The organism is Micromonospora sp. WMMD975 (genome assembly GCF_029581215.1).
Classification (GTDB): Bacteria; Actinomycetota; Actinomycetes; order Mycobacteriales; family Micromonosporaceae; genus Micromonospora.
Genome location: NZ_CP120739.1, coordinates 768,094 through 781,317, shown reverse-complemented (window position 1 = coordinate 781,317; position 13,224 = coordinate 768,094). Strand labels below are relative to the sequence as shown.

At 72.5% G+C, this 13,224-nt stretch carries 10 protein-coding genes; 4 read left to right on the top strand and 6 right to left on the bottom strand.

Features of this window, described 5'->3' with window-relative positions; genetic code table 11:
• Nucleotides 1–14: 14 nt before the first annotated feature.
• The 6 genes from O7613_RS03560 to O7613_RS03535 all read right to left on the bottom strand — a co-directional run bounded on the left by O7613_RS03560 (nt 15) and on the right by O7613_RS03535 (nt 6,656).
• Entirely contained in the window at nt 15–1,061 is a 1,047-nt protein-coding gene (locus tag O7613_RS03560) for a LacI family DNA-binding transcriptional regulator (protein ID WP_281584208.1), read from the bottom strand.
• A gap of 84 nt (nt 1,062–1,145) precedes the next feature.
• Nucleotides 1,146–2,579: a GH1 family beta-glucosidase gene (locus O7613_RS03555; protein ID WP_281584209.1), complete on the bottom strand. Its 1,434-nt coding sequence runs from the start codon at nt 2,577–2,579 to the stop codon at nt 1,146–1,148.
• Complete coding sequence (locus O7613_RS03550; protein WP_282292056.1) at nt 2,576–3,472, bottom strand: carbohydrate ABC transporter permease; 897 nt, start codon at nt 3,470–3,472, stop codon at nt 2,576–2,578. Before O7613_RS03550 ends, O7613_RS03555 begins: the two co-directional genes overlap by 4 nt.
• 10 nt (nt 3,473–3,482) lie before the next feature.
• Nucleotides 3,483–4,463 carry a sugar ABC transporter permease gene (locus O7613_RS03545; protein ID WP_282292055.1) on the bottom strand — a complete coding sequence of 327 codons (981 nt, stop codon included), beginning with the start codon at nt 4,461–4,463 and terminating at the stop codon, nt 3,483–3,485.
• A 121-nt stretch (nt 4,464–4,584) separates the two neighbouring features.
• On the bottom strand, nt 4,585–5,901 hold the full coding sequence (locus tag O7613_RS03540; RefSeq protein ID WP_282292053.1) for an extracellular solute-binding protein: 1,317 nt from the start codon (nt 5,899–5,901) through the stop codon (nt 4,585–4,587).
• 209 nt (nt 5,902–6,110) lie between these two features.
• Entirely contained in the window at nt 6,111–6,656 is a 546-nt protein-coding gene (locus O7613_RS03535) for a plasmid pRiA4b ORF-3 family protein (protein WP_282292051.1), read from the bottom strand.
• A 150-nt stretch (nt 6,657–6,806) separates the two neighbouring features.
• Here O7613_RS03535 and O7613_RS03530 point away from each other — a divergent pair, with 150 nt between their 5' ends.
• From O7613_RS03530 to O7613_RS03515, 4 genes are all read left to right on the top strand, one after another.
• Entirely contained in the window at nt 6,807–7,571 is a 765-nt protein-coding gene (locus O7613_RS03530; protein ID WP_282292050.1) for a pyrimidine reductase family protein, read from the top strand.
• 228 nt (nt 7,572–7,799) lie between these two features.
• Nucleotides 7,800–9,548, top strand: a complete 1,749-nt coding sequence (locus O7613_RS03525; RefSeq protein ID WP_282292049.1) for an ATP-binding protein — start codon at nt 7,800–7,802, stop codon at nt 9,546–9,548.
• Between the two features lie 11 nt (nt 9,549–9,559).
• On the top strand, nt 9,560–10,708 hold the full coding sequence (locus O7613_RS03520) for an exonuclease SbcCD subunit D (protein WP_281584215.1): 1,149 nt from the start codon (nt 9,560–9,562) through the stop codon (nt 10,706–10,708).
• Entirely contained in the window at nt 10,708–13,182 is a 2,475-nt protein-coding gene (locus O7613_RS03515) for an SMC family ATPase (protein ID WP_282292048.1), read from the top strand. Before O7613_RS03520 ends, O7613_RS03515 begins: the two co-directional genes overlap by 1 nt.
• The last annotated feature ends 42 nt before the right edge of the window (nt 13,183–13,224 follow it).

The following is a 13,224-nucleotide window of genomic DNA, read 5'->3' as shown; positions in this document are numbered from 1 at the left end:
CGCCCGGCGCGGGGTCAGGCGGAGGCGCGGTGGATGAGTTCGGTGTCCAGCAGGACGTGTGGCGAGGGCACGTCCTCACCGCGGATGCGGGCGACGAGCATGCGGGCCATCTGCCGGCCCATCTCCTCCACCGGCTGGAACACCGTGGTCAGCGGCGGGTCGGCCTGCCGGGAGACCGGGGCGTCGTCGAAGCCGACCACCGCGACGTCCTCCGGCACCCGGCGACCGGCCTCACGCAGCGCGCGCAACGCGCCGAAGGCCATCAGGTCGGAGGCGACGAAGACGGCGTCCAGATCCGGGCAGGCGTCCAGCAGCCGGCGCATGGCGGCGGTGCCGCTGCCCTCGCTGAAGTCCCCGTACGCGATCATGCCCGCCTCGACCGCGCTCCCGGCGGCCCGCACCGCCTCCCGGTAGCCGGAGAGCCGGGCCAGGCCGGCGCCCATGTCCTGCGGGCCGGCGATGGTGGCGACCCGCCGCCGCCCCTGGGTGAACAGGTGCTCCACCGCCTGCCGGGCGCCGCCGACGTTGTCGACGTCGACGAACCACGCCGGCTGGGCGTTCGGGTGCAGCATCCGGGCCGGCCGGCCACCGAGCACGGCCGGCAGGCCGCGCTCCTCGAGCAGTGTGGGCAGCGGGTCGGCGTCGTGCAGAGAGAGCAGGAGTACGCCGTCCACGTGCTGGTTGGTCAGGTGGTGCTCGACCCGCTCCCGCTCGATCGGCGACTGCACCATGGCCAGCCAGAGCTGCATCGGCGTCTCCAGCAGCCCGGAACTGACGCCCCGGACGATCGCCGCGAAGAACGGCTCGGTGAAGACCCGCTCCCCCGACTCGGAGACGACCAGGGCAACCGAGTCGGTCCGCTGGGTGACGAGCGCCCGGGCGGCCCGGTTGGGCACGTACCCCAGCTCGGCGATGGCCTGCTGGACGGCGGCCCGGGCTTCCGGACTGACCTGCGGCGAGCCGTTGACCACGCGGGAGACCGTGCCGCGCCCGACGCCGGCGCGCGCCGCGACCGCGTCGAGGGTCGGGCGCCCGAGCGAGCGGGTGCGCTGCGTTGTCATCGTCTGTGCTCCTCCGACGGTCGGGCGGGCCCGGCACCGGTTGAGGCCCCCGGCGCCGGGCCGCCCGTTACTGGCTGGCCCAGCTTATTGTGCGGCCAGGCCGTTTCGTCGGATCACATCGGCGTACCACCTGGCGCTCGACTTCGCGATCCGGGCCTGGCTGTCGTAGTCGACATAGACCATGCCGAACCGCTTCGTGTAGCCCCAGGCCCACTCGAAATTGTCCATGAGCGACCAGGCGAAGTAACCCTTCAGCGGCACCCCGGCCTCGATCGCGGCGTGCGACGCGCGCAGGTGCGAGGCGAAGTAGGCCAGCCGGTCCGGGTCGTCGACCCGCCCGTCGACGAGCGTGTCGACGAACGCCGAGCCGTTCTCGGTGACGTAGAGCGGCAGGTCGGTGTATTCCCGGTGGACCCGCTCCAGCGTCTCCACCAGGCCCGGGGCGTCGATCTCCCAGTCCATGTCGGTGACCGGCACACCCCGGGTGACGAACCGGACGGCCTCGCTGCCCGGCCAGCAGGACGACGCCCGCCAGTAGGGCTCCGGCTCCGTGCCCTCGACCGGCGCGGCGACCACGTGCCGGCTGTAGTAGTTGACCCCGACCATGTCCAGCGGAGTGGAGATGATCGCCAGGTCACCGTCGCGGACGTGCCCGAAGTCGGTGACGCCGCGCAGGTCGGCGACCAGGTCGGCCGGGTACGCGCCGCGCAGCACCGGGTCGAGGAAGAAACGGTTGGCGAGCGCGTCGATGCGACGGGCCGCGTCGGCGTCCGCCGGCGAGTCGGTGGCCGGGGTGACCGGGTAGAGGTTGACCGTGATGCCGAGCTCCGCCTCCGGGCGGGACGCCCGCACCGCCTGCACGGCCAGGCCGTGCCCGAGCATCAGGTGGTGGCCGGCCCGGACCGCGTCCGCGCCGTTCGACCGCCCCGGCGCGTGCACGCCGGAACCGTAGCCGAGGAACGCCGAGCACCAGGGCTCGTTAAGCGTGGTGAAATACTTCACCCGGTCGCCGAGCGCGTCGGCGACGAGCGCCGAGTATTCGGCGAACCGGCCGGCGGTGTCCCGCGCCGGCCAGCCGCCGGCGTCCTCGAGCGGCTGGGGCAGGTCCCAGTGGTAGAGCGTCACCCAGGGCTCGATGCCGTGGCCGAGCAGCTCGTCGACCAGGCGGTGATAGAAGTCCATCCCCTCCTGGTTGACCGCGCCGGCGCCGCCCGGCTGCACCCGCGGCCAGGAGACGGAGAAGCGGTAGGACCGCAGCCCCAGGTCGGCCATCAGCCGCACGTCGTCCGACATCCGGTGGTAGTGGTCGCAGGCCACGTCGCCGGTGTGCCCGGACACCGTCCGACCCTCGGTGTGGCTGAAGGTGTCCCAGATCGACGGCGTACGGCCACCCTCCGCCGCGGCGCCCTCGATCTGGTACGCGGCGGTGGCCGCACCCCAGAGGAAGCCGGGCGGGAAGGTCAGGGCCGGGCCCCCGTCGAGAACGCCGACGGCGGGCGGGCTGGCTGGGTTGCTCACGACTTGACGGCGCCTTCCATGATGCCGCCGATGATCTGGCGGCCGAACAGAACGAACACGACGAACAGGGGCAGGGTCGCGATCAACGTACCGGCGAAGATCTGCGAGTTGTCGGCGAAGTAGGCGGTGTTGAGGCTCCGCAGCGAGATCTGGACGGTGGGGTTGGACGGGTCGGCCAGCACCACGAACGGCCAGAAGAACTGGTTCCACTGCTCCATGAAGGTGAGCAGGCCGAGCACCGCGGCGGCGGGGCGCAGCGCGGGCATCACCACGTGCCAGTACACCTTCCAGGTGGAGCAGCCGTCCACCCGGGCGGCCTCGATCAGCTCGTTCGGGACCGCCTGCTCCGCGTACTGGCGCATCATGAAGATCCCGAAGCCGCCGATGAGGAACGGCACGGTCACCGACGGCATGGTGTTCAACCACTCGAGCTTGGCCATCAGGATGTAGAGCGGGAGCACACCGAGCTGGATCGGCACCATCATCGAGGCGAGGATGATCAGCAGCAGCGCGTTCTTGCCCCGGAAGCGGAGCTTGGCGAACGCGAACCCGGCGAGCGAGCCGAAGAAGACCGTGGCGATGGTGATCGTCCCGGAGACCAGGAACGAGTTCATCAGGCCCTTGACGATGTTGGCGTCGCTGTTCGACAGCACCCGCTCGATGTTCTCGCCGAGCTTGCCGCCGGGCAGGAACGGCGGCGGCCAGGAGTTGGCCGCGTCGTTGGTCCGCGAGGCGATCACGATCATCCAGTAGAACGGGAACAGCGACAGGAGCACGCCGAGGACCAGCCCGACCCAGGTGAGCGGGCTGGCCTTCCAGAGCCGCTCGGCCTGGTGGGTGGCCTTCGCCGGCCCGGTCGGCCGGGCGGGTGGACGGAGCGTGGTGGTCGTCATCTCGTCACCTTCACTTGTCGGAGCTGATGCGTCGGGCCAACAGGTAGTTGACCAGCGACACCAGCGCGATGAGCACGAAGAGCACGAGCGCGACCGCCCCGGCGTAACCCCACCGGAAGCGCTGGTTCATCACGTCGAGCAGGTACATCGTGATGGTCTGGAACTGCCCCTCGGAGCCGCCCGAGAGGGCGCCGGCGCCGCTGGTGAACATCAGCGGCTCGGTGAAGAGCTGAAGCCCGCCGATCGTCGAGATGATCAGCGTGAAGATGATCGTGGGACGCAGCTGCGGGACGGTGATCGACCAGAACTGACGTCGCCGGGAGGCCCCGTCCAGCGCCGCGGCCTCGTACATGTCCTTGCTGATCGACTGCATGGCGGCCAGATAGATCAGCGCGTTGTAGCCGACCCAGCGCCAGTCGACCATGGTGGAGATGGCGAACCATGAGGCGAAGCGGTTCGCCCGCCAGTCGATCGGATCCAGGCCGACGCTGTCCAGCACCCAGTTGACCAGGCCGAATTCCTTCGCGTAGATCATCGAGAAGATCAACGCGACCACCGCGGTCGAGGTGATGATCGGCATGGCGATGGCCATCCGGAAGAAGGTCTGCGCGCGCAGCCTCCGGTTGAGCGCGTTCGCAAGAATCAGCGCCAGCATCAACTGCGGCACGGTGGAGAGCACGAAGATGCCGAACGTGTTCACCACCGCGTTCCAGAACTGCGGATCGTTGGTGATCAGTTCGACGAAGTTGTCCAACCCGACGAAGGAGATCGTCGGGTTCAGCGGCGACCGGTCGGTGAGCGCGATCCAGACCGTGTACGCGATCGGATAGGCGCTGAACACCGCGAAGATCACGAAGAACGGCAGGACGTACAGGTACGGCGAGTACTTCAGGTCCAGCCTGGTTGTCGATGTGGCGCGACGGTGCGCGGGGCGGGTGGCGCGCGACGGGCCGGGCTCGGGCGGCGCCGTGGCGTGCAGGTCGAGGCTCATTGGAGGTCCTTCTCCTCGGCCGGTGTCACCCGCTACTCGGGCGACACCGGGCTCTGCGGGCACCGCGGGTGGCGCCGGCAGCACAGGGCTGCCGACGCCACCCGCGGGCGGCTCAACCGGGTCACTTACCGGCAGCCGCACCGTTCTTCAGCGCGTCCTGCCAGGCGGCGTCCGCCGACTTGCCCTGCTCCACCGAGCGCAGGCTGTTCTCCACCGCGGTACGCACCGCGCTGTTCTTCGGGCCGAGGTAGACCGGCTTCAGGTCGGTCGCGCCGGCGGCGAAGATCTTGCCGACCGGGGCCTTGCTGAAGTACTCGTTGGTCGAGTCGGCCACGGCCGGGTCGGTCAGCGCCTGCGGGTTCGACGGCAGGTTGCCGACCGCCTTGTACGCGCCGATCTGGCCCTGCGCGCTGGTCAGGAACTTGGCCAGCTCCGCGGCCTCCTTCTGGTGCTTGCTCGACTTCGGCACGCCGAGGAAGGAGCCGCCCCAGTTGCCGCCGTTGCCGGGGGCCTTGGCGATGTCCCACTTGCCGGCCGCCGTGTCACCGGCCTGGCCCTTGATGACACCGGTCATCCAGGCCGGGCAGGCGATGGTGGCGAAGGTGCTGTTCTTGAAGCCGGCGTTCCACTCGTTCGAGAAGGACTGCAGGTTGTTCGACAGCCCGGCGCCGACCATCTTGGTGGTGAGCTGGTACGCGGCCTGCACGTCCGGGTTCTGGTCGATGACCAGCTTGTTGCTCTTGTCGTAGTACGTGTAGCCGGTGCCCTGGCCCGCGATCTGCATCAGCACCACGTTGTAGAAGTTGGTCGCCGAGTCGACGAACTTGTGCTTCTTGTCGGCGGCGGCGAACTTCTGGCCGGTGGCGATGAACTCGTCCCAGGTGGGCCAGAGCGCACCGACCTGCTCGCGGTCGGTGGGCAGGCCGGCGGCCTTGAACAGGTCGCTGCGGTAGCACAGCGCCATGCCGCCGACGTCGGTGCCGAGGCCCAGCACCTTGCCGTCGGGCGTGGTGCCCTGCTCCCACTTCCACGGCAGGAAGTTGCCCTTGAGGTCGTTCGCGCCGTGGTCGGCGAGGTTCACGAACTTGTCGGCCTGGGCGTAGAACTGGACGATGGTGCCCTCTTCCAGGGCCACCACGTCACCGGCTCCGGACCCGGCGGTGATCTGCTGGGTCAGGCGGGTGTTGTAGTCGTCCAGGCCGAGGCCCTTGCCCCGCTCCTGGATCTTGACGTTCTTGTGCTCGGCTTCGTACTGCTTGTACAGGTCCTCGTAACCGAAGCCCTGATCGCCGAAGACGTCGACGACCAGGGTGACCGGGCCGTCGCTGTCGCCGCCGCTGCCCGAGTCGTCATCGCTGCACGCGGTCGCGGTGCCGAGCACCACGACAGACGCGAGCGCGATGGCCGCGAGCTGCCGACGGCGAATTGGGACGCTCATCTTTCAGACCCCTCTTTTCGGTGGTGAGGCGAGTTATCTGTGTGGTGGGGGGTGCGTGTCGCTCGTGCCGGAGCGGGCAGGGTAAGAGATCCACGCCACTCCCGGGAGCGCTCCCATGAGATTGCCGGCAGGTAACAGGGGTGTCAATAGGCCGCTGGGAGCGTTCCCATTTCGTTACCCCTGATCCGTCCCCTCGGCCGGGCCGGGTATCAGCAGCAGCGGCGGAGCAACGTGGTGGCGCGATCGGCGGCGAACCCGGCCGGGTCGAACGCCGGGCCGGCCCAGTCCCGCATGGTCAGGTGCTCGGGATGCGCCGGGTCGGCGAGCGCGGCCAGCAGCACGGCGTACCCCTCCGGGCCGCCCACGCCCTCCGGCGGGGCAGCGCGCTCGCCGTCCAGACAGACCGGGTAGCGCTCGTCCGGGTCGGCGGCGCAGACGTCCTCCACCACGAGGTCGTGCTCCCACCAGTCACCGAAGTCGTAGGTGTAACGGAACCGGTCGCCCTTGCCCACCACCGCGTCCAACCGGACGTCCAGCTCGTCGCGGAGCGCCAACTCGCCGTCCGGGTCGGGCTCGCCGTACTGCCGCCCACCGACGTCGAACGAGTGCAGGTGGCAGTCGCGCCAGCCCACCGCGTGCTGGATCACCCGGTGCAGCCGGTCCAGGGTGTAGCCGCCGGGCACCAGCACCCGCCGCCAGACCGGCGGCCGGACCCCGGTCAGGGACACCATCAGCTGGAAGATCTGACGCGGCACGTGGTCCCATCCTTCCTCGGCATAGGCTGCCTTCATGATCTGCCGAGCCTGCCGGGAGCGGCGGCACGACGACTGTCCTGGCCGGAAGTGGTGCGACTGCCAGCACCGTACCCCCGAACCCACCCCGCCGGTCACCGGTCCGGCCGGCGAATGAGCGTCGGAACCCCGATCGAACGGATCTGGCCCGCGCCCGTCACCGGCCCGCTGACCGACCCGCAGCTCACCGCGCTCTACGACCGCGCGCCCGCCCCGCGCCTGCGGGTGAACTTCGTCGCCAGCGCGGACGGCGCGGTCACCCTGGACGGCTACTCCGCCGGGCTCTCCGGCGAGCCGGACAAGCGCGTCTTCGGGCTGCTGCGGATGCTCTGCGACGGCCTGCTGGTGGCCGCCGGCACGCTGCGCCACGAGGGCTACCGCGCGGTGCGGCTCAGCCCCGGGCGTCGGGCCTGGCGACGCGACCGGGGGCTGGCCGAGTTCCCGACGCTCGTCGTGGTCTCCGGCTCGCTCGATCTCGATCCGGCCCAGGCGTGCTTCGCCGACGCCCCGGTCCGGCCGCTGGTGCTCACCCGGGCCGACGCCGCGCCCCCCGCCGGCCTGACCGAGGTGGCCGACGTGATCCGCTGCGGCGCCGACCGGGTCGACCTGGCCGCCGGCCTGACCGAACTGCGCCGACGCGGGCTGGGCCAACTCCTCTGCGAGGGCGGGCCACACCTGTTCGGTGCGCTCACCGAGGCCGACCTGGTCGACGAGCTCTGCCTGACCGTGGCGCCGCTGCTCGCCGGCGCGGGCCCCGGCCGCATCGCCGCCGGCCCCGCGAGCCCACCGCGCCACCTCCCGCTGCGCCACGCCCTGGCCACCCCCGACGGGATGCTGATGCTGCGCTACGCCCGCGAGCCCCTCCCCACCGCGCGCTGATTCACGGCAAGCGTGGCCTTGCCCGGCGGGATGAGCCCTCTTTCCGTGAATCCGCGCGCGTAAAGGGTGCGGGTGCGCACGCACGGTGGTCGGCCGGATCCACGCGGCGACCGGCCGGGACACGACGGGCGTGGCGTCCGCCGCGTCGCGTGGCAACCTGTCGCATCCCTCGGGCAGGATGCAGGACGTGCGCCGTGACCGGAACGACCAGCCGACCGGAGACCGCCGATGACCGACGACCAGCTCGACGGGCCCGGCGAGGGTGTCGGCCGGGTGCTCGGCACCGCCGACGCCACCCCGCTCACCTTCTGGACCGCCGTCGCCCCGGGGAGCTACCTGCAACTCGACGACGTGGTGGTCACCCGGCGCGACCTGCCCGACCGCGAGCCGGTGACCATCGCCGGCGTGGTGACCCAGGTGCGGGCCCGGCACGAGGGGGCGCAGTTCGACTCCGACGTCTTCGCCATCGCCGACGGCACGCTGCCGGCGCAGGTGCAGGAGGCCGCCGAGATCACCACCACCCGGGTCGACCCGGAGTTCTACGTCCCGCCCACCCCCGGCGCGGTGGTGCACCGGGCCGAGGGCGACGCCCGGGCCCGGGCGCTGCACTTCGACCGGATGGAACGGCGGGTCCCGATGGGGATGGGCCGCGACGGCGTGCCGGTCTACCTCAACGCCGACTTCCTCGACGGCACCCGGGGCGCGCACGTCTCCATCTCCGGCATCTCCGGCGTCGCCACCAAGACCAGCTTCGCGACCTTCCTGCTCTACTCCGTGTTCCGCTCCGGAGTGCTCGGCGGCGACGCGGTCAACGCCAAGGCGCTGATCTTCAACGTCAAGGGCGAGGACCTGCTCTTCCTCGACCACCCCAACAGCCGGCTCGACGACCCGACCCGCGCGGCGTACGCGAAGCTCGGCCTCGACGCCGGCGCGTTCCCCGACGTGCGGGTGTACGCGCCGCCCCGGGTCGGTGACTCGTCCGGCACGCCCGACGTGAGCAGCCGGCTCACCGGCGTGGACAGTTTCTACTGGACGCTCACCGAGTTCTGCGCCGACCGCCTGCTGCCCTACGTCTTCGCCGACGCCGACGACGAGCGCCAGCAATACACGATGGTGGTCCACTCGGTCGCCGCCCACCTGGCCCGCTACGCCCAGCCCGCCGACGGCGGGGTGAGCATCGACGGGGTCCGCCTCGGCTCCTACGCCGACCTGGTCGACCACGTCGTCGAGCAGCTCAACGACGACGAGACCCGGGGTGAGTGGGCCGGCAGCGCGGTCGGGCTGGGCACGGTCAACGCGTTCGCCCGCCGGCTCATCGGCAGCAAGAAGGACCTGGGCCGGTTGATCCGGGGGGATCTGGCCACCCGCCGCCCGCACTCGATCAACACCGCGGAGAGCGCCCAGGTCACCGTGGTCGACCTGCACAATCTGCCGGACCGCGCGCAGCGCTTCGTGGTCGGCGTGACGCTGAAGAGCGAGTTCGAGCGCAAGGAGAAGGCCGGCACCGCCAAGCCGTTGCTCTTCGTCGTGCTCGACGAGCTGAACAAGTACGCCCCCCGGGAGGGGTCCTCCCCGATCAAGGAGGTGCTGCTCGACATCGCCGAGCGGGGCCGGTCGCTCGGGGTGATCCTGGTCGGCGCGCAGCAGACGGCGAGCGAGGTGGAACGGCGGATCGTCACCAACTCGGCGATCCGGGTGGTCGGGCGGCTCGACCCGGCCGAGGCGTCCCGCCCGGAATACGGCTTCCTCCCGCCCGCCCAGCGGCAGCGGGCGCTGCTGGCCAAGCCGGGCACCATGTTCGTCAACCAGCCCGACATCCCGGTGCCGCTGTGCCTGGAGTTCCCGTTCCCGGCGTGGGCCACCCGGGTGTCGGAGGCCGGCCGCGCCCCGTCGGAGACGCTACGGTCGATCACCCAGGCCGCCGATCCGTTCGCGGTGGTCGGCTCCGGCTCCTCCGACGACGACATCCCGTTCTAGGCGGCACCAAGATGAAGATCCTGCACACCTCCGACTGGCACGTCGGCAAGGTCCTCAAGGGGCAGTCCCGGGCCGAGGAACACACCCAGGTCCTGGCCCAGGTGATCGACATCGCCCGTGACGAGCGGCCCGACCTGGTGATCGTCGCCGGTGACCTCTACGACACCGCCGCGCCCACGCCGGAGGCGACCCGGCTGGTGACCCGCGCGCTCACCGCGCTGCGCCGCACCGGCGCCGATGTGCTGGCCATCGGCGGCAACCACGACAACGGCGCGGCGCTCGACGCGCTGCGCCCGTGGGCCGAGGCTGCCGGCATCACGCTGCGCGGCAGCGTGCGGGAAAATCCGGCCGAGCACGTCGTCGACGGGGTGACGGGCGACGGCGAGCGCTGGCAGGTCGCCGCGCTGCCCTTCCTCTCCCAGCGCTACGCCGTCCGCGCGGTGGAGATGTACGCCCTCACCCCGGCCGAGGCCAACCAGACCTACGCCGACCACCTCGGCCGGGTGCTCGGCAAACTGGCCGAGGGCTTCACCGAGCCGGACCGGGTGCACCTGGTCACCGCCCACCTCACCGTCGTCGGGGCGAGCACCGGCGGCGGCGAGCGGGACGCGCACACCGTGCTCGGCTACGCGGTGCCGGCCACCGTCTTCCCCGGCAACGCGCACTACGTGGCGCTGGGCCACCTGCACCGCTCCCAGCGGGTGATCGGCCCCTGCCCGATCCGCTACAGCGGCAGCCCGCTCGCGGTCGACTTCGGCGAGCAGGAGAACATCGGCTCGGTGACGATCGTGGAGGTGACCGCGAGCACCGCCGCGCGCATCCGGGAGGTGCCGGTGCCCGGCGCGGTGCCGCTGCGCACGGTGCGGGGCACGCTCGCGCAGCTCGCCGAGATCGAGCCGCCCGACGGCTGGCTGCGGGTCTTCGTCCGGGAGCAGCCCCGGGCCGGGCTGCGCGAGGACGTCCAGGAGCTGCTTCCCCGCGCGCTGGAGATCCGGATCGACCCGGAGCTGATGCCGGCGCCGGGCAGCGGCACCCGCACCGCCCAGCGGGCCGGTCGCTCCCCGCGCGAGCTGTTCGCCGACTATCTGGGCAGCCGCGGGCACGCCGACGAGGGCGTGCGGGAGCTCTTCGACGAGCTGCTCGAGGAAGTTGAACACTGATGCGGCCGATGCGGCTGGACATGGCCGGGTTCACCGTCTTCCGCGAGGAGACCACCGTCGACTTCACGGACGCGGACTTCTTCGCGCTGGTCGGCCCGACCGGCTCGGGCAAGTCGACGGTGCTCGACGCGATCTGCTTCGCGCTCTACGGCACGGTGCCGCGCTGGGGTGGCACGCGGGGGTTGGCGAACGCGCTGGCGCCGTCGGCCGCCGAGGCGCGCGTCCGGTTGGTCTTCGAATCCGCCGGCGACCGCTACGTCGCCACCCGGGTGGTCCGCCGCGACGGCCGGGGCACGGTGAAGACGACGAACGCCGGGCTCCAGCTCATGCCGCCCGGGTTCGACATCACCAAGCTCGACACCGGGCTCAGCCCGGAGGACCTGGGCGACGTGGTGGCCGGCACCCCGGCCGAGATGGAGCAGGCGGTGCTCGACGCGGTCGGGCTGCCCTACGAGCAGTTCACCTCGTGCGTGGTGCTGCCGCAGGGGCAGTTCGCCGACTTCCTGCACGCCAAGCCGGCGACCCGCCAGCAGATCCTGGTCAACCTGCTCGGGCTGGGCGTCTACGAGGGGGTGCAGAAGAAGGCGGTCGAGCGGGCCGGGCAGGCCGAGGCGAAGCTGGAGACGGTCGACAAGATGCTCGGCGGGCTCACCGACGTCGACGACGCGAGCCTGGCCGACGCCCGGGGCCGGGTCGACGTGGTGCGCGAGCTGGCCGGCGCGGTCGCGGTGGCCGTACCGGAACTGGAGCGGGCCCGGGTCACGGCGGGTGAGCGGGCTGCGGCGCTGGCCGCCCTCGACGCCGAGCTGGGCGTGCTGGCCGGGGTCCGGCCGCCGGACGGCATCGCCGAGCTGGCCCGGGCGGTGGCCGCCGCGCGGGTGACCGCCGACGAGACGGCCGCGGCGGTCGGGCTGGCCGAGGAGCGGGAGGAGAAGCTGCGCGGCGAGCTGGCCGCCGCCGGTGACGAGAGCGCGCTGCGGCTGCACCTGCGGGCGTACGCCGACCGGGAGCGGCTCACCGGCGAGGCGGCCACGGTCCGCGCGGCGGTCGACGCGGCGCGGGTCGAGCACGACGCGGCGGTGGCGGCGCTGGCCGCCGCGCGGGCCGACACGACGCGGGCCGAGGCCGAGCTGGAGGCGGCGTTCCGGGCGCACGAGGAGGCGAAGGCGGCGGACCAGGCGGTGGCGCTGCGGGCGCACCTGGTCGACGGCGCGCCCTGCCCGGTGTGCGAGCAGGTGGTCACCGCCGTGCCGGCGGTGCCGAAGGGCTCGGCGGTGAGCCGGGCGCTCGCGGCCGGCAAGGCGGCGCGGGCGGCGAGCGAGTCCGCCAAGCGGGTGGTGCAGGAGCGCGACACCGCCGCCCGTGACCTGGAGCGGGTGCTGCTGCGCGTGCGGGCCGAACACGACGGGCTCGGTGCGCGGCTGGCCGAGGTGGACGGGCAGCTCGCCGACGCCCCCACGCCGGACGCGCTGCGCGCGTCGCTCGCCGAACACGCCCGGCTGCGGGCGGCGCTGGACGAGGCGGCCGGCGCGGTCCGGGCCGGTCGGGAGGCCGCCCGGCGGGCCCGGGGCACGCTCGACGGCGCGCAGGACCGGTTGCGCCGGGCCTGGCGCGACTTCGACACGGCGCGGGACGGGTTGGCCCGGTTCGGCCCACCGGCCGCCGACCGGGACGACGTGGCCGCCGCCTGGGCGGCGCTCGCCGGTTGGGCGGGCGAGCAGGCCGAGCGGCGACGGGCCGACCGGGGCGGGCTGGCCGACGCGGTCGACGCCGCCCAGCGGGCGGTGACCGAGGTGGCCGACCGGATCGCCGCGTCGTTCACCGCCGCCGGGCTGGACGCGCCGGACGACCCGCTGCGCGACGTCGCGGTGGCGGTGGAGCGGGCCGAGGCGGAGCTGCGCCGGTTGACCGAGCGGCGCGAGCAGGCGGCCGGGTTGCGGGCGCAGCGGACCGGCCACGAACACCAGGCGCGGGTGGCCCGCGCGCTCGCCGGGCACCTGCGGGCCAACAACTTCGAGCGCTGGCTGCTCACCGAGGCGCTCGACCTGCTCGTCGACGGCGCGTCACGGATCCTCCGCGAGCTGTCCGGCGGGCAGTACGACCTGGTCCACGACAAGGGCGAGTTCTTCGTGATCGACCATCACGACGCCGGCCTGCGGCGCGGCGTGCGGACGCTGTCCGGCGGGGAGACGTTCCAGGCGTCGCTGGCCCTGGCGCTGGCGTTGTCGGAGCAGCTCGCCGGCATGTCCACGAGCGCGGCGAGCCTGGAGTCGATCGTGCTGGACGAGGGCTTCGGCACGCTCGACGCGGCGACGCTCGACACGGTCGCGGCGACCCTGGAGAACCTGGCCGCCCGGGGCGACCGGATGGTCGGCGTGGTGACGCACGTGCCGGCGCTGGCCGAGCGGATCCCGGTCCGCTTCGAGGTCCGCAAGGACGCCCGCACGGCCCGCATCGAGCGGACCGGCCTGTGAGCGCGAGGAGTGCAGCGCAGCGGAGCCCCGCAGTCGCGAACG